Annotated in this window: 21 protein-coding genes and 1 tRNA gene; 14 read left to right on the top strand and 8 right to left on the bottom strand. The window is 69.0% G+C overall.

Annotated elements, in window-relative coordinates; translation table 11 throughout:
* Both ABCS02_RS25055 and ABCS02_RS25050 read left to right on the top strand, forming a co-directional pair.
* Positions 1-1,284, top strand: a complete 1,284-nt coding sequence (locus ABCS02_RS25055; RefSeq protein WP_345838409.1) for a histidine kinase — start codon at positions 1-3, stop codon at positions 1,282-1,284.
* A complete protein-coding gene (locus ABCS02_RS25050) occupies positions 1,265-1,939 on the top strand; it encodes a response regulator transcription factor (RefSeq protein ID WP_345838408.1) in 675 nt (224 codons plus the stop codon). Before ABCS02_RS25055 ends, ABCS02_RS25050 begins: the two co-directional genes overlap by 20 nt.
* Before the next feature lie 25 nt (positions 1,940-1,964).
* Here the strand turns inward: ABCS02_RS25050 and ABCS02_RS25045 are convergent, their stop codons facing one another.
* The 6 genes from ABCS02_RS25045 to ABCS02_RS25020 all read right to left on the bottom strand — a co-directional run bounded on the left by ABCS02_RS25045 (position 1,965) and on the right by ABCS02_RS25020 (position 4,582).
* Positions 1,965-2,414, bottom strand: a complete 450-nt coding sequence (locus ABCS02_RS25045; protein WP_345838407.1) for a hypothetical protein — start codon at positions 2,412-2,414, stop codon at positions 1,965-1,967.
* Positions 2,415-2,448: 34 nt separating this feature from the next.
* On the bottom strand, positions 2,449-3,000 hold the full coding sequence (locus ABCS02_RS25040; RefSeq protein ID WP_345838406.1) for a hypothetical protein: 552 nt from the start codon (positions 2,998-3,000) through the stop codon (positions 2,449-2,451).
* 32 nt (positions 3,001-3,032) lie between these two features.
* Entirely contained in the window at positions 3,033-3,446 is a 414-nt protein-coding gene (locus ABCS02_RS25035) for a hypothetical protein (protein ID WP_345838405.1), read from the bottom strand.
* Between the two features lie 134 nt (positions 3,447-3,580).
* The gene (locus ABCS02_RS25030) at positions 3,581-3,931 is read right to left on the bottom strand and encodes a PadR family transcriptional regulator (RefSeq protein WP_345838404.1); all 351 of its coding nucleotides are present in this window, start codon (positions 3,929-3,931) and stop codon (positions 3,581-3,583) included.
* 85 nt (positions 3,932-4,016) lie between these two features.
* On the bottom strand, positions 4,017-4,322 hold the full coding sequence (locus ABCS02_RS25025; protein WP_345838403.1) for a type II toxin-antitoxin system RelE/ParE family toxin: 306 nt from the start codon (positions 4,320-4,322) through the stop codon (positions 4,017-4,019).
* Positions 4,319-4,582, bottom strand: coding sequence for a hypothetical protein (locus ABCS02_RS25020; protein ID WP_345838402.1), 264 nt, complete (start codon positions 4,580-4,582; stop codon positions 4,319-4,321). The genes ABCS02_RS25025 and ABCS02_RS25020 overlap by 4 nt, the downstream gene beginning before the upstream one ends.
* An 85-nt stretch (positions 4,583-4,667) precedes the next feature.
* On the opposite strand from ABCS02_RS25020, the gene ABCS02_RS25015 reads away from it, so the two are divergent.
* The 3 genes from ABCS02_RS25015 to ABCS02_RS25005 all read left to right on the top strand — a co-directional run bounded on the left by ABCS02_RS25015 (position 4,668) and on the right by ABCS02_RS25005 (position 6,642).
* Positions 4,668-5,033 carry a GntR family transcriptional regulator gene (locus ABCS02_RS25015; protein WP_345838401.1) on the top strand — a complete coding sequence of 122 codons (366 nt, stop codon included), beginning with the start codon at positions 4,668-4,670 and terminating at the stop codon, positions 5,031-5,033.
* A 62-nt stretch (positions 5,034-5,095) separates the two neighbouring features.
* A complete protein-coding gene (locus ABCS02_RS25010) occupies positions 5,096-5,935 on the top strand; it encodes an ABC transporter ATP-binding protein (RefSeq protein WP_345838400.1) in 840 nt (279 codons plus the stop codon).
* Positions 5,932-6,642: a hypothetical protein gene (locus ABCS02_RS25005; protein WP_345838399.1), complete on the top strand. Its 711-nt coding sequence runs from the start codon at positions 5,932-5,934 to the stop codon at positions 6,640-6,642. Before ABCS02_RS25010 ends, ABCS02_RS25005 begins: the two co-directional genes overlap by 4 nt.
* 60 nt (positions 6,643-6,702) lie before the next feature.
* Here ABCS02_RS25005 and ABCS02_RS25000 read toward each other — a convergent pair.
* Positions 6,703-6,787: transfer RNA gene (locus ABCS02_RS25000), tRNA-Leu, on the bottom strand.
* A 108-nt stretch (positions 6,788-6,895) separates the two neighbouring features.
* On the opposite strand from ABCS02_RS25000, the gene ABCS02_RS24995 reads away from it, so the two are divergent.
* Genes ABCS02_RS24995 through ABCS02_RS24985 form a run of 3 tightly spaced genes read left to right on the top strand, consistent with a single transcriptional unit; the run spans position 6,896 to position 9,852 of the window.
* Positions 6,896-8,200, top strand: a complete 1,305-nt coding sequence (locus ABCS02_RS24995; protein ID WP_345838398.1) for a M20/M25/M40 family metallo-hydrolase — start codon at positions 6,896-6,898, stop codon at positions 8,198-8,200.
* A gap of 55 nt (positions 8,201-8,255) precedes the next feature.
* On the top strand, positions 8,256-9,086 hold the full coding sequence (locus ABCS02_RS24990; RefSeq protein WP_345838397.1) for an undecaprenyl-diphosphate phosphatase: 831 nt from the start codon (positions 8,256-8,258) through the stop codon (positions 9,084-9,086).
* Between the two features lie 4 nt (positions 9,087-9,090).
* The gene (locus ABCS02_RS24985; RefSeq protein WP_345838396.1) at positions 9,091-9,852 is read left to right on the top strand and encodes a DNA alkylation repair protein; all 762 of its coding nucleotides are present in this window, start codon (positions 9,091-9,093) and stop codon (positions 9,850-9,852) included.
* Positions 9,853-10,042: 190 nt separating this feature from the next.
* On the opposite strand, the gene ABCS02_RS24980 is transcribed toward ABCS02_RS24985, so the two are convergent.
* Positions 10,043-10,906, bottom strand: a complete 864-nt coding sequence (locus ABCS02_RS24980) for a PAC2 family protein (protein ID WP_345838395.1) — start codon at positions 10,904-10,906, stop codon at positions 10,043-10,045.
* Positions 10,907-11,007: 101 nt separating this feature from the next.
* On the opposite strand from ABCS02_RS24980, the gene ABCS02_RS24975 reads away from it, so the two are divergent.
* The 6 genes from ABCS02_RS24975 to tatA all read left to right on the top strand — a co-directional run bounded on the left by ABCS02_RS24975 (position 11,008) and on the right by tatA (position 16,001).
* Entirely contained in the window at positions 11,008-11,694 is a 687-nt protein-coding gene (locus ABCS02_RS24975) for an HAD family phosphatase (protein WP_345838394.1), read from the top strand.
* Positions 11,691-12,701, top strand: coding sequence for a tRNA (adenine-N1)-methyltransferase (locus tag ABCS02_RS24970; protein WP_345838393.1), 1,011 nt, complete (start codon positions 11,691-11,693; stop codon positions 12,699-12,701). Before ABCS02_RS24975 ends, ABCS02_RS24970 begins: the two co-directional genes overlap by 4 nt.
* A gap of 4 nt (positions 12,702-12,705) precedes the next feature.
* Positions 12,706-13,662: a hypothetical protein gene (locus tag ABCS02_RS24965; protein ID WP_345838392.1), complete on the top strand. Its 957-nt coding sequence runs from the start codon at positions 12,706-12,708 to the stop codon at positions 13,660-13,662.
* A 26-nt stretch (positions 13,663-13,688) separates the two neighbouring features.
* Positions 13,689-14,690: a WYL domain-containing protein gene (locus ABCS02_RS24960; protein WP_345838391.1), complete on the top strand. Its 1,002-nt coding sequence runs from the start codon at positions 13,689-13,691 to the stop codon at positions 14,688-14,690.
* Positions 14,677-15,642, top strand: a complete 966-nt coding sequence (locus ABCS02_RS24955) for a WYL domain-containing protein (protein ID WP_345838390.1) — start codon at positions 14,677-14,679, stop codon at positions 15,640-15,642. Before ABCS02_RS24960 ends, ABCS02_RS24955 begins: the two co-directional genes overlap by 14 nt.
* Positions 15,643-15,728: 86 nt before the next feature.
* Positions 15,729-16,001, top strand: coding sequence for a twin-arginine translocase TatA/TatE family subunit (gene tatA / locus ABCS02_RS24950; protein ID WP_345838604.1), 273 nt, complete (start codon positions 15,729-15,731; stop codon positions 15,999-16,001).
* Positions 16,002-16,023 lie beyond the last annotated feature (22 nt).

Here is a 16,023-nt window from a genome sequence, read left to right as displayed (position 1 = left end):
ATGGGATCGGCAGGCCTGTGGCACGCGTTGACGCGCAGGCCGTGGAGGTTCCTTGCCGGCGGATGGCCCTGGCGGGCGCTCGTCTATCTGCTGGCGAGCGCAGCGGCCGGGATCGTCCTGCTTCCCGTGACGGTCGTGACATTCTTGCTCCTGCCCCTGTGGGGCCTTCTCATCGGTGCCATCGAGCGGCGGCGAACGACCCTTCTCGGCTTTCCGCGTCAGAGGTCCGGGCACGTTCCCCTGACGCGCGAGCAGCGGCACATCTGGCTGTCCGTGCGGATGAATGAGGGGGCGACATGGCGGGAGACCGCGGCGCTCGTGCTCGACCTCGTGGTCGGTTGGGTGGTCGTGACCGTTCTGTTCACCCAGGGGCTCTGCCTGGTGGTGTTCGCCTTCATTGGAGTCTCGGGGGCGCGCGGTCCCGCGTGGATCAATCTCGCGGCTGACGTTCGGATACTGGTGGGCCCGGACACCTGGTGGGCGGTCATTCCGATCGCGCTGATCGCGGTGTGTCTGTTCGCGTACGTCAACGCGCTGCTCGCCGCGGGGCAGGTCTCGCTGCTGCGAATGCTCTGCGGTCCCAGGCAACGCGAGCTCTCGCGCAATGTCGAACGGCTGATCCAGTCGCGTGCGGTGCTCGTGGAGGCGTTCGAGACCGAGCGGCGACGCATCGAACGGGACCTCCACGACGGTGTTCAGCAGGAACTCGTGATCCTCGCCGCGCGGCTCGGCATCGTCCGTCTCGAACTCGACGAGCTCGGCGCGCGTGGAACCGAGATCGGACCCATCCGGGATGCGCTCGACACGGCCCAGGGTCAGGCGGAGCACGCGATGGCGACGTTGCGGAACACGGTGAGAGGCATTCATCCCGGCGTGCTCAACGACCATGGGCTGAGCGCAGCGCTGGGCGAACTGGCTGACCGCGCGCCCATCCCGATCACATTCGACCTCGACGATTTCGGTCGTCTGCCCACGGCGGTCGAGACCGCCGGCTACTACCTTGTGACGGAAGCGATCAGCAACGCGGCGAAGCACACCGCGGCAACCCGGCTGACTGTCCGCGCCCGTCTCGAGGACGACGCACTCGCCGTGACGGTCACCGATGACGGGAACGGGGGAGCGGACGAACGCGTCGGAACCGGCCTGCGGGGGCTGCGTGAGCGCGCGGAGACCCTCGGCGGGGAGTTCGTCCTCGTGAGCCCCGATGGTGGACCCACCACACTGCACATGACACTGCCGATCCTCACGGAAGGGACCATCCTGGATGCGCCTGCTGTTCGCTGAGGACTCCGCGTTGCTCCGCGAAGCGCTCATCGCTCTTCTGGAACGGCTCGGTCACTCCATCGTCGCGACCGCGGAGACGGCCCCTGAGCTTCTCCTGACGTTCGGGCGGCTCGTGGACGCCGGCGAGCCGCCCGACCTCGTGCTCACCGACGTCCGCATGCCGCCCGGGAACGCCGATGACGGGCTTCGCGCCGCGCTGGAGATTCGGGCCGCGCGACCGAGCCAGCCGGTGATGGTGCTCTCGCAGTACATCGCGGACACCTACGCGCGTGAACTGCTCACGCTTCCCCAAGGCGCGATCGGCTATCTGCTCAAGGACAGGGTGAACCGGATCCGCGATTTTGCATCGGCGCTCGAAACCGTCGCATCCGGGGGCACCGTGATCGACCCCGACGTGGTGCAGCACCTTCTGAGCGCGTCTCGACCGGGGCCGCTCGACCGGCTCACCGCGCGAGAGCGCGAAGTGCTCGATCTCATGGCCGATGGTCAGTCCAACGCCGAGATCGCCAGCACGCTCACCCTCTCCGATGCCGCCGTCAGCAAGCACATCGGCAGTATCTTCGCCAAGCTCGGACACGGACCGGTCGAGGAGAATCGCAGGGTCAAGGCCGTGCTGACCTACCTCCAGATCCCCGGGCGCAGCGCGTCTCGGTAGTGCGGCACCACGATCGGGCGGCGGGTCAGTCGGCGGTCTGAGTACCGGCATCCGGTCGCGTTATCCGCGCCGACCCGAACCAGGCGGTCAGGATGAGGATGAGCGCGGTGCCGGAGAGCAGCCCGTCGAGGATGCCCGCGGGCAGCAGGAAGACCATGAGCGCGAGGGTGACGGTGCAGTTGATGACCGAGAGCGCGAGCCCCCACATGCGGTCCCGGAGCAGGCCGATCGCTCCGACGATTCGCAGCGCGCCGAAGATGCCGCTCATCACCATCATGAGCGCGAGATCGTCCTTGAGGTAGGGGAGGGCGAACACCTGGGCGTGTGCGGTGATCGCTGCGGCATCGACCCCGAACGCGAGGATCACGAGGAGTCCGAGGAACGGCAACCCCTCCATGAGACCGCCCTGGATGAGCTGAAGCACCCCGGCCGCTCGAAGTCGTCCTGTACCGACCGGTCGGGTGCGTGGAGTCATGCGATCAGCGTATCCAGCGCCGGACGAGGGTCACTCACCCGGGCACACGCATCGAGGACGTTCGATAGATGAGGTACAGCGGGATAGCGGAGAGCAGGAGGATGGCGCCGCCGATACATCCGCTCAACTCCCGAAGGGCGGGTATCCAGAACAGTGACGCCGCGCCGAGAGCGACAAGCACCCCCGCGAGTGCACCGTATGCCCGCATCCCGTAAAGCGAGATGAAGGTCAGGTAGTGCGCCCCGACGATGATGAGCGAGGCAGGCAAGAACAGCGTCGGGTCGAAGGTGCCCAGGGCAATCGCGACCAGCAATCCGAGAGGAACGGTGAAGGCGCTCTGCATTGCGAGTGAGATCGACGGGTGTCCCTTGGGCAGAGCGGCCGGCCCACCCATGAGTTTCAGGAGCAGCGTCGAGAGCGGAAAGATCAGGATGCCGCCGAGAAACAGCACGGCCATGGCCGCGCCGGGTGATGCCCACTGGTAGGCCGCAGTCGCGGCGAACCAGACGAACGCGGCGACGAGAGGACCCGTGAATCCCCCTCGATAGAGGTCCCGAACCTCGGCCTGTGCCTGCCTGACATCCATGGGCTCCTCCTGGCAGACGCTGAAATGCGAGCTCAGTGAGCGGAGCGGGGGAGGAGTCGCCAGGCGCGGCTCGTCAGGAGGAACGTGATGGCCACGATGATCAGCGGCACGATCAGCCAGGCGAGTCCGCCGCTCCAACCGATACCGACTCCGGACTTGTCCGCAAACGCCGTCACATCGATGAACAGGAAGCGGGATTCGGCGTGGCCCAGCGCCGCCTGCTCTACGACCGCCAGCATGCCGAGCGTGTATGCGAAGAACACGATCCAATACAGCAGCAGCGCAACGCCGCTGAAGATGGTTCCTGCGACCCACTGCGGACGCGGCCGAGCTGTGTCATCGATGTAGCCACGGGCGAGAGTTCGCGGCTCTCCCAACCCGGCCGACGTGTCGTGGATTCCGTGTCGCGAAGACTCAGCCACGATGTCGCTGCGGAGCGCGTTCATGATCCGCTTGCGATCGCTGCTCGGCACGAGGCCGTCCAGATGCCAGTCGACGCGGGTCAGGAACCACTCGCGTCGCAGCCGATCGACTACTCGCGAGGATCGTCGCGCTTCGGCGACCGGCGCTGTCCTCGATGTCATGCGTGTTTCTCCTTTCGGTCCAGTCCTCGCTCGGCGATTCGCGCGATGGCGGTCCACTTGGCGGCCGCGTCCATCTGGGCGCTTCGACCGTGTTCGGTGATCGCGTAGTACCTTCTGGCCGGTCCCGACGACGACGCCACGAGACGGCTCGTCACGAGGTGGTCTCGCTCGAATCGGCCGAGAACCGGATAGACCACTCCCGTTGCCAGTCCGGCCAGCCCAAGCTCGCGGAGCCGCTCGACGAGTTCGTATCCGTAGGACTCGCGCTCATCGAGCAGCGTCAGGATGAGCAGCGGGAGCACGCCACGCAGGAGCTGCGAGTCGTGACCACCCACCGGATCGCCCATAACTATTACTCAAGCATGAATAGTCATCGGCGATCAATACTTCAGTCGCCTATCCAGATCAATACTTCAGTCGCCTATCCAGGCGTCAGGGAACGCGCTCGGTGAGAGCGTCATCCCCACTCCGGTGGTGCAGCACGGCAACGACCTGCACGAACCGCTCGACCTCGAAGAGCCGATACCAGAGGTAGTAGCGGAATGTCTCGGTGCTGACATGGCGCAGCCCGAAGCGGCTGGCCGTTGGTTGGTGCGCGTATTCCGCGATCCAATCCAGGGCCGCCTCGATGGAGTCGAGGCAGCGGTCCGTCTCCTGCGGGACGTGCTCGTCGTAGTACGCCTCGATGTCAGCGAGGTCTCGCTGTGCGTTGGCGAGGAGTCGGACGGTGTAGCTCACGCGGTGCGCCGCGCCGCTCGCTGCGCCTTCCACTCATCGAGGGTGACGTAGTCGTCCGGCTTTCCATCTGCCTCGGCGACGCGCTGCTCCAGGATCGCCCACTGACCGGCCGGCACATCGTCGCCGAGCTTGGTCTGGATCGCGTCGCGAAGCTCGACCAACTCGGACGGACTGAGCTGGTCGACCTGCTCCATGAGCGCCGGGTTCACCATGCCCTCATGGTACGCGGTCGTCCCGACAGTCGACCGGGCGCGCGTCATGTCGTTGCACGGTTGAACAGGCGGACCGCCCAGCTGGCTGAATGGGCATTAGTCAATTAGTAGAGTAATGGACTAGTGTGATGGTGTGTTCTCCGGAGAGGCCCCGATCTTCCAGCAGCTCGCCGACAAGATCGCGGACGACATCGTCGCGGGCGTCTATCCGGAGGAGACGGCTGTCCCATCGGCGACCGATTTTGCGGCGTTCCATCGAATGAATCCCGCGACGGCCAGCAAGGGCGTCAACCTGCTCGTCGAGCTGGGCGCGCTCTACAAGCAGCGGGGGATCGGAATGTTCGTCGCGACCGGAGCTCGAGAGCTCTTGAGGAGGACGCGCCGGGATGACTTCCGCACGCGATATCTCCGCCCACTTCTCGAGGAGGCGCGAGTGCTGGGCATCGACAGCGACGAGCTGCACCACCTGATTAGTGAAGAAGAGAGAGGCCAACAGTGACGAGCGCAATCGAGATCCACTCTGTCACTCGCTCATATAGCGGCTCGAAAGCGCTAGACGATGTGAGTCTGACCGTGCCCGAGGGATCCATCGTGGGCTTGCTCGGGCGCAACGGGGCGGGGAAGACCACGTTGATGTCTCTCATTGCGGGGCAGGACCGGCCCTCGTTGGGCCATGTCACGGTGCTGGGCAGGCGTCCGTATGAGAACGAGTCCGTGCTTTCGAACGTCATCTTCGTTCGGGACAACCAGCGCTATCCCGACGGATACCGGCTCCATCAGGTGCTTCGCATTGCGCCGACCTATGCGCCGAACTGGAACGCGGATGTGGCTGAGGAACTGGTCGACGGTCTGCGCATACCCTCGAAGACTCCCATCAAGAAGTTCTCCCGCGGCCAACTCTCGGCGGTCGCCATCGTCCTCGGCATCGCCTCGCGTTCGGCCGTCACGCTCCTCGACGAGCCGTACCTCGGTCTCGACGTCACCGCGCGCGCGTCTTTCCATGACATGCTGCTGCGCGACTATCTGGCGCATCCACGCACGATCGTCTTGTCGACGCACCTGATCGAGGAATCCGAGGCGCTTTTCGACCGGGTCGTCATCCTGGACCGTGGAAAGGTCCGCATGGATGGGCCGAGCGAGAGCGTTCCTGACCAGGCGTTCGTGCTCAACGGTCCGAGTGATGCTGTCGACCGGCTTGCTGCCGAGCGCATGATCTTGAATTCTCACTCGGCTCCTGGCCTCAAGTCCGTGACCGTGGGAGGCTCGGTCGATACGGATCTGCGGCATGAGGCGGCGCGGAGCGGAGTCCATGTCTCGCCCGTTTCGCTTCAAGAACTCGTCGCGGCGCTCGGCGCGGGCACCGTCGAACCGCGGATTCTCCCGGAAGGTACCGTCTCATGAGCGCAGTCATCTTCGCCGTCCGGCTGCATCTCAATCAGCGTCGCCGCACGTTTCTTGCTCCGCTGTGGATCGCGGCCCTGGTCGGTCTCATCTCCGTGCTCATTGCGCTGATCTTCTGGCGTGGTGGCAGTCAGCCTGGATCGCTCGAATGGATCCAGGGCAGCCGGAGCAACCCGGGCGTCATTTACGCTTTCGGCAGCTTTCTCGTGTATTTCGGTGTCGCCTCGGTGGCGACGACATACCCGTTCGCCCTCACGCTCGGTTCCACGCGGCGGGCATTCGTGGCCGGAACTCTGATCTGGCAGGCGCTCGTTGCCGCATATGTCGCGGTCGTGTTCCTCGTCCTGAGCCTCGTCGAGGTGGCCACCAACCACTGGTTCGTCGGCTTCTACGTTTTCGACATCTATGCGCTCGGGGCGGGCGATCCGGGAAGGCTCCTCGCCATCGTCTTCCTCGGCGTGCTCGTCTTCCTTGCCGCAGGGGGTGTCTTCGCGGCGGCATGGGTACGTTTCGGAGTGCGTGGACCTCAATTGCTCGGAGTCGGCGTGCTTGTCGCCGTTGGACTCGGCGTCGCTCTCATCGTCCCCGACTTCGCCGAGATCGTGGCGGCGTTCCAACTGTGGTGGCTCGCTGTCGCGGCGGGCGCGGCGGTCGTGCTCGCCTCGCTGGGGACGTGGCTCTTCCTGCGTTCCGCCGTCATTAGATGACGGGAACGAAAGCGGCTCCTCTCGAAACTGAAGTTCTGAGAGGAGCCGCTTTTTGCTCTGTGCGCGAGGGGGGACTTGAACCCCCACGCCCTATACGGGCACTAGCACCTCAAGCTAGCGCGTCTACCTATTCCGCCACCCGCGCAGAGTGTGTGCCGGTCACAGCACCGAGGATCGACTCTACCACGTCCGGTCCGCGGGCCCGCATCGCCGCGGCGCAGGGGGGACACCGCGGGCCGGTAGCCTGGACGCCATGCCCGCGAGCGCACCGTCCGACCTGCCCGAGGTCGTCCGCATCGCGCGAGACCTCATCCGCTTCGACACCACCAACCACGGCGGTGGTCGGGCGCGGGGGGAGCGGGAGGCGGCGGAGTACGTCGTGGCGTACCTGGAGGACCTGGGCTTCGCGCCCGAGGTCTACGAGCCGGTGGAGCGGCGCACGAGCCTCGCCGTGCGGGTCCCGGGTCGCGATCGCGCGAAGCCCGCGCTCGTCGTGCACGGACACCTCGATGTCGTGCCGGCGCTCGCGGAGGACTGGTCGGTCGATCCGTTCGCCGGGGAGATCCGCGACGGGCTCCTCTGGGGTCGCGGCGCCGTCGACATGAAGGACATGGATGCCATGATCCTGACCTCGGTTGCCGATATCGTCCGCTCCGGGGACGCGCCCGCGCGCGACCTCGTCGTCGCGTTCTTCGCCGACGAGGAGGACGGCGGCGTCCAGGGATCGCACCGCGTCGTCGCGGATCGCCCCGAGTGGTTCGCCGGCGCCACCGAGGCCATCAGCGAGGTCGGCGGCTACTCGGTCCAGGTCGCCGGACACCGCGCCTATCTCCTGCAGGTGGGGGAGAAGGGGCTCCTGTGGCTCCGGCTCGTCGCCCGCGGCACCGCGATGCACGGCAGCGCCTTCCATGCCGACAACGCGGTCACGCGGGTCGCGGAAGCGGTCGCGGCCATCGGTCGCACGACCTGGCCGGTGCACCTCACCGCCACTACGACCCAGCTGCTCGACGCGATCCGGCAGCTCGCGGGGACGGATGCCGGTGACCCCGACGCCGTGGCCCTGGAGGCGGGCGCGGCGTCGCGCTTCATCCGCTCCACGCTGCGGACGACTGCCAACCCGACGGGACTCACGGCGGGCTACAAGCACAACGTCATCCCGGACCGCGCCGAGGCGCTCATCGACGTCCGCGTGCTTCCCGGCACGGAGGATGACGTGCTCGCGGCCCTGCGGGGGATCGTCGGGGAGGGCGTCGAGATCGAGGTCGTGCATCGCGACATCGGCCTCGAGGCGCCGTTCGCGGGCGAGCTCGTCGACGCGATGGTCGCGACCCTCGGCCGGCACGATCCGGGGGTTCCGGTCCTGCCCTACCTCCTGAGCGGCGGCACGGACAACAAGGCGCTGTCCCGTCTCGGCATCCGAGGGTACGGCTTCGCGCCGCTGCGGCTGCCGGAAGGCCTCGACTTCACGGGGATGTTCCACGGGGTCGACGAGCGCGTTCCGCTCGACGCCCTCGTCTTCGGCCAGCGCGTCCTCGCCGATCTCCTCCGCACGTACTGACCTCGCGCCGACCCCGGCCGATCCCGCACCGCTCGGTCCCGCTCGAAAGGCACGCATGCAGAACCTGTTCGAGGCGTTCCTCTTGGGGCTCGTCCAGGGCCTCACCGAGTTCCTTCCGGTCTCCTCGAGCGCGCATCTGCGCATCCTCGGCGCCTTCCTCCCGAACGCGCAGGATCCGGGCGCGGCGTTCACCGCGATCACCCAGATCGGCACCGAAGCCGCCGTCGTCGTGTTCTTCTGGCGCGACATCGTCCGCATCGTCGCACGCTGGTTCCAGGCCCTCTTCGGCCGCATCCCGCGCAACGACCCCGATGCCCGGATGGGCTGGCTCATCATCGTGGGCAGCATCCCGATCGTCGCCCTCGGCATCCTGTTCCAGAACCAGATCGAGACCGTCTTCCGCTCGCTGTACATCATCGCGGCGACACTCATCTTCTTCGGCGTGCTCCTCGGCATCGCCGACCACGTCGGATCCAAGCGCCGCAAGCTCGAGCAGATGACGTACGGACAGGGCATCGTCTACGGTCTCGCGCAGGCGCTCGCCCTGCTCCCCGGCGTCTCGCGCTCCGGCGGCACGGTGACCGCCGGTCTGTTCATGGGGTTCGAGCGCGCCGCGGCCGCCCGATACTCGTTCCTCCTCGCGATCCCCGCCGTGTTCGGCAGCGGTTTCTACCAGCTCGCGAAGAGCTGGAACGCGCCGGGCGTGTACAGCCTCGGGGAGACCGCCGTCGCGACGGTCGTCGCGTTCGTCGTAGCCCTCGGCGTGATCGCGTTCTTCATGCGGTGGATCTCGCGTCACAGCTTCCTGCCCTTCGTCGTCTACCGCGTCGCGCTCGGAACGCTCGTGCTCGTGCTCCTGAGCCTCGGCGTCATCCACCCGTACTAGGCCCATGACCACCGATCTCGTCCCCGAGCTGACGGCCGCCGCCCTCCAGGCCGCGATCGACGCGGCCGGCGACCCGGAGGATGCGCTGTTCCTCCAGCGCTTCTTCAAGACGGGTCCGGGGGAGTACGGCGAGGGCGACGTCTTCGTCGGCGTGCGGGTGCCGGCTACCCGTGCGATCGTGAAGCGCTTCGAGCGGATGCCGCTGTCCGAGGCACTGCGGACGCTCCGGAGCCCCGTGCACGAGCATCGTCTCGCGGCGCTGCTCGTGATGGTGCGGCAGTTCGCGGTTGCGAGCTCGGCCCGGCAGCGGGACGACGCCCTTCGCTCCGCGTTGCACGACGGCTACCTCGACGCCGTGCGCGAGGGGTGCGTCAACAACTGGGATCTCGTCGACGCCTCCGCCGAATACCTCGTCGGCGAGTTCCTGCGCGGCGGCGGCGGGGACGCGGATGCCGAGCTCGACGCACTCGCGGCGAGCCCCGCGCTGTGGGAACGGCGGGTCGCGATGCTCGCGACCTTCGCGTGGACGAAGGCCGGCGATGGCGGTCCGGCGCTGCGGATCGCCTCGCTCCTCCTCGACGATCGCGAGGACCTCATGCACAAAGCGGTGGGCTGGATGCTGCGCGAGGTCGGCAAGCGCGTGGATCGGGCGCTCCTTCTCGGCTTCCTTGACGCCCATGCGGCACGGATGCCTCGCACGGCCCTGAGCTACGCGACCGAGCACCTCTCACCCGAGGACCGCGCGCGCTACCGCGCCCTCCGCTGACCCTGCTCTCTGGGCGCCTCGGGCGGGCGCCCACCCACGGCACCCCGACCCCCGGCACCCACCCACGTGAGAACGCACTTGTGTCACGAAGATGACCCAAAAAGGTGACACACGCGCGTTCTCGCGGGGAGGGGGCCTGACTCGGAAGCGCGCGGGGAGCGCCGCCGGGCCGGCGGAGCCGGACCGAGCCTCAGCGGCGGGGGTCGTCGCGGCCGGGCTTGCCGTCGCCGCCGCCGCGGTGGCGGAGGTACTGCTCGAACTCGCGGGCGATCGCGTCGCCGGATGCCTCGGGCGAGTCCCAGGTGTCGCGCGTGCGCTCGAGCTGGTGGATGTACTCCGTCATCTCCTCGTCGTCGGCCGCGGCCGCGTCGATCGAGGCCTCCCAGGCCGCGGCATCCGTCGCGAGCGTGCCGCGCGGGATGCGGGCTCCCGTGACATCCTCGAGGCGGTCGAGGAGGGCGAGCGTCGCCTTCGGCGAGGGGCTGTGGCCGGCGACGTAGTGTGGCACGCTCGCCCACAGGCCTGCGGTCGCGATCCCGGCGCGGTCCGCGGCATCCTGCAGCACGCTCAGGATCCCGACCGGACCCTCGTACGTGCTCTTCTCGAGCCCGAGCGCGACGCGGATCTGCTCGTTGTCGCTGCCGGCGAAGACCGAGATCGGCCGCGTGTGCGGCACGTCGGACATCATCGAGCCGAGGCCGACCAGCCCCGTGATGTCCTCGCGGAGGGCGACGTCGATGATCTCCGAGGCGAACGCCTGCCAGGCGCGGGCGGGCTCGACCCCGGTCAGGAGCCACAGCTGCGTGCCCCGCGTCGGGTGCACCGGCCGGAAGATCGTCGTCTCGGGCCACTTAATGGTGTTGTGCCCCTGCGGATCGACCACGACGGTCGGGCGCGTGTACTGGTAGTCGAAGTACAGTTCGGGGTCGACGGAGAAGATCGGCTCGTACTCGCCGTGCTCGCGCAGCATCGAGATCGCCGCGGAGGCGGCTTCGCCCGCGTCGTTCCATCCGTCGAACGCTGCGACCAGCACGCGGCGACCGAGTCCTTCCACGGGACCTCCTCGGCTCGGAAGTTCTCTCCAGGATAGGCGCACCCGCGCGGGACCGGGGCCGCGGACGGTCGCGGCGCGGCGACCGCCGATACGATGGCGTGATGACTTCGCGCACGCCCGCCGCCGTCCTGTGGGACATGGACGGCACGCTCGTCGACACGGAGCCGTACTGGATCGCCGCCGAGACGCCGCTCGTCGCGCGGCACGGCGGGCAGTGGTCGAAGGAGCAGGCGCTCGCGATGGTCGGGCTCGGTCTGGACGATGCCGCCCGTCTTCTCCAGGGTGCGGGGGTCCGGATGCCGGAGCACGCGATCGTCGATCACCTCACGGCGGATGTCATGACTCGGCTCGCGGTGGACGGCGTGCCGTTCCGTCCCGGTGCGCGCGACCTGTTGCACGGGCTGCGGAGCGCCGGCGTCCGCACCGCGCTCGTCACGATGTCGCTGCGGCGGATGGCGACGGTCATCGCGGACCTCATCGAGTTCGACGCGTTCGACGTCATCGTCGCGGGCGACGACGCGACCCGGCCGAAGCCGTTCCCGGACCCGTATCTTCAGGCGTGCGCCGAGTTGGAGGTGGCGCCGGAGGATTGCGTCGCGATCGAGGACTCGCCTAACGGGCTGCGTGCCGCGGTCGCCGCGGGGGTGCCGGTGATCGGCGTCCCGCACATGGTGTCGCTCGAGGGTGCCGGCGCAGACGTCCTCTGGGAGTCGCTCGCCGGCCGGACGACTATGGATGTCGCGGACTTCCATGCCGCCCACCGCGCGCGGACGGGGTCCGCAGCGTGAGCGGCGGCATCCGGCCGAGCGGGCCGTTCCGGTACGGCGACCGGGTCCAGCTCACGGGCCCGAAGGGGCGCCTCTCCACGATCACCCTTCGCGACGGCGGCGAGCTGCACACCCACCACGGCGTCCTCCGCCACTCCGAGCTGGTCGGTCAACCGGACGGATCCGTCGTCGTGAACAGCGCAGGGCACGAGTACCTCGCGCTCCGGCCGCTCCTCCGCGACTTCGTCATGTCGATGCCGCGGGGCGCGGCGATCGTCTATCCGAAGGACGCGGTCCAGATCCTGGCGCAGGCCGACATCTTCCCGGGCGCGACGGTCGTGGAGGCGGGGGTCGGCTCGGGCGCGCTGTCGCTGTGGCTCCTGCGCGCCGTCGGCGCGGAGGGGCGGCTCGTCTCGTTCGAGCGCCGTCCGGAGTTCGCCGAGGTCGCCGTCGCCAACGTGTCGACGTTCTTCGGCGCCACGCCTGCGAACTGGGAGGTCGTCGGGGGAGACCTCGCCGAGACGCTCCCGGACACGGTGGCGCCGGGCTCGGTCGATCGCGTCGTCCTCGACATGCTCGCGCCATGGGAGTGCATCGACGTCGTCGCCGACGCCCTCACGCCCGGCGGCGTCGTGATCTGCTACATCGCGACCGCCACGCAGCTCAGCCGCGTCGCCGAGTACATCCGCGGCACGGGGCTGTTCACGGAGCCCGAGGCGAACGAGACGATGGTGCGCGGCTGGCACGTCGAGGGGCTCGCCGTCCGGCCCGATCACCGCATGATCGCTCACACGGGCTTCCTTCTTTCCGCTCGCCGGCTCGCGCCCGGCGCGGTACCCCCGGAGCGCAAGCGGCGGGCCTCGAAGACCAGCTACGGGGACGAGGACGTCGAGCTGTGGACGCCGGGCGCCGTGGGCGATCGCGAGATCACGGACAAGAACCTCCGCAAGCGAGTCCGCGAGGCCCAGCGGGCCGCCGGCGCCGCCCGCGACGCGTGGGAGGACGCGGAAGACGAGCACCTAGACTGATCCGGTGCGCAGACTCCCCGCAGCCCTCGCCGCTCTCGGCATCGTCGCTCTCGGTCTCGTCGGCTGCTCCGCGTCCGCGTCGACCGCGGCGGGCTGCCCTCGTCCGATGCCGAGCTCGAGCGCAGCGATCGATCTCGTCCATGTGAGCGGTTCGACGGATGTCGCGCCGACCGTCGACGTCAACGCTCCGCTGAACGTCGACCAGACCCAGTGGCAGGACCTGACGACCGGCGGCGGCACCACGGTGACGCAGCCGAACCAGCTCGTCGTCCTCGACGTCACGCTCGTGAACGGGCAGACCGGCCAGCGCACGGTCTCCACCAACTACGACGGCGACCTGTCGCGCCCCGCCCCGCTCTCGCAGTGGGAGGCCCTGTTCCCGACGCTGGGCACGGCGCTGCAGTGCGCGACGGAGGGTTCCCGGGTCGTCGTGACGCTGCCGCCGGACGCGGTCGATCTGGCCAACGCCGGCAACATCGGCATCTCACCCGGCCAGTCGGCGGTGCTCGTGATCGATCTGCGCAAGGTGTACCTGCCCGCCGCGGACGGTGCTCTCCAGTACAACGACGCGCACGGCCTGCCGACCGTCGTCCGCGCCGCGGACGGGCGGCCCGGCATCATCATCCCGGACGGCGACGCGCCGACCCAGCAGGTCGTACAGGTGCTGAAGAAGGGCGACGGTCAGACCGTGCAGTCCGGCGATTCGGTGCGTGTCCAGGTGACCCAGGTGAACTGGAACACCCGGAAGGTCACGAACACGACCTGGGACAGCACGGCGCAGTCGGTCGACCTGAGCTCGACGTCCCTGCCGCCCGGCTTCTCGGACGCGCTGGTCGGCCAGACGGTGGGCTCGCAGATCCTCCTCGTCACGCCGGCCGGCGGCGGCGCGGACTCGGCCACGGTCACCGTGTTCGACATCGTCGGCATCGACGTGCCGGCCAGCCCTCAGCCGACTCCCTGACGCACCGCCCGCCTAGGATGGGGGCCATGGCGGTCGGCAGGGCAGGCGAGCGCGGTGCTCCGGAGGAACGCCTCGTCAATCTCGTCGTTGCTCTGATGGCGACCGAGCAGGGGCTGACGAAGGACACGATCCTCGGCTCGGTGGCCGGATACCGCGAGCAGCGGGATGCCGGAGCGTCGAAGGACGCGCTGGAGAAGATGTTCGAGCGCGACAAGGAGAGCCTCCGCGGCCTCGGCATCCCCATCGAGACGATCGGGGATTTCACCGATCCGGACGATCTCCGTGAGGCCCGCTATCGCGTGCCGCGGACGGAATACGCCCTGCCGGAGGACATCGTCTTCTCGCCGGCGGAGGTGACGCTGCTGAATCTCGCCGGCGGGGTCTGGAGCCAGAGCTCGATGTCCGCGGACGCGCGCAGCGGCCTGCGCAAGATCCGCGCGCTGGGCATCTCGGTCGACGCGCCGATCGTCGGCTACTCGCCGCGCGTGAGCCTGCGCGATCCCGCGTTCCGCCCGTTGCAGACGGCGATCGAGGAATCGCGCCTCGTTCGCTTCGCGTATCTCAAGCCGGGGGACCCCGCGGCCCGGATCCGTCGCCTGCGGCCGCTCGCGCTGGTCGAGTACGAGGCCCGCTGGCACGTCTTCGGCGACGACCTGGATGCCGGCGCGGAGCGCACCTTCCTCCTCTCGCGGATCACGGGCGACGTCGACGTGACGCGCACGCGATTCGATCCCGAGCGCCGCGACGGCGCGGGTGAGCGCGCGCTGGCCGGCCTCCGTGCGGTCGCCGCGCGCCAGTCCGCGGAGCTCCAGGTCGATCCCGCGACGGAGGCCGAGCTGCGCCTCGGCCGCCGCGGCAGGCAGGACGGGCGGCAGCTCCTCGTGCCGTACGTCGACGCGCACGTGCTGGCCGACGAGCTCGCCTCGTACGGCCCCGAGGTGCGGGTCGTGGCGCCCGCTGCGCTCCGCGACGAGGTGATCGCGCGGCTGCGCGCGACCGCGGAACGGAACGCGGATGCCCGAGCGTAGGACGACGCCCGCGGCCGACCGCGCCGCGCTCATGATGCAGCTCGTGCCGTATCTCATCGCCCAGGGCGAGGTCTCGGTGAGGGAGGCCGCGGCCGAGTTCGACGTCCCGCCGGCGCGCATGCGCGAGATGGTGCAGCGGCTGACGATGATCGGCCTGCCGGGCGACGACGGGTACTGGGGGCTGCCGCACGAGCTGTTCGACATCGACTGGGACCTCCTCGACGAGCGCGATGTCATCTCGATCACCAACACGGTCGGCCTCGAGCGCTCCCCGCGGCTGACCGCGGGGGAGGCCGCGGCGCTCCTGGCCGGACTCCGCGTCGCGATGTCGCTGCCCGGCGTCGGCGACAGCGAGGTCCTGCGCGGTCTCCTCGCGAAGCTCGCCCGCGGCGCCTCGGCGGCACCGGCCGACGTCATCGTGGCCCCGGCGCCCGTGGACTCCGTACGCGAGACCGTCGACCAGGCCCTGCGCCGCGGCGTCGCGGTCTCCTTCACGTACAAGGCGCCGGATGCTCCGCCCACGACGCGCACGGTCGACCCGGTCAAGGTGCATCTCGCGAACGGGCAGTGGTACCTGCAGGGATGGTGCCACCTCCGCGAGGCCATGCGCACGTTCCACCTCGACCGCGTGTCCGCGCTCGAGCTCACCGATCTTCCGATCGAGCACGGGCAGGAGCCGGTCCCCGCCCTGTTCGAGCCGGGCGCCGAGGACCTCGTCGCCCGGATCCGCTTCCCCGCGTCGATCACTCAGCTGCTCGGCGACTACCTCGATCGCGCGGAGGTCGTCGTGGATGGCGACACGGCGACCGCGACGATGCGGGTCGCGGACGAGCACAGCCTGCGTCGCCTCGCCGCTCGGCACGGGGGCGCGGTGGAGATCCTCGAGCCGGCGGGTGCCCGGGTCGCGGCGGCGCAGTGGGCTCGCGCCGGACTCGCGCAGTACGGAGTGTAGCGGCTGCGCCGCGCGCAATGAGGTCCCGATCAGAGGGGCCGGGTTAGACTTGCCTCACGATCGCTCGGAGGGAGCGTACATTGGGCATCTTTGGCAACGCATTCGGGTGGCCGCACCTGCTCATCATCCTCGCGGTCATCCTCCTGCTGTTCGGCGCCGCCCGCCTTCCCGCCCTCGCTCGTAGCATCGGTCAGTCGGCTCGCGCGTTCCGCGGCGAGATGAAGGCCATGAAGGACGAGGACAAGAAGGACGACGGGACGCCGGCGGATTCGACCGCCGCCAAGCCCGTCGAGGGCACCGTCACGAACGAGGCGGCGAACGGAAGCACGACCGGCACCTCGCCCGACACCAAGTCCTAGGCCCGCGTGGCCACGACGGAGT

The sequence above is a fragment of the Microbacterium sp. X-17 genome (assembly GCF_039615055.1).
This window is presented reverse-complemented; position numbering and strand designations above follow the sequence as displayed.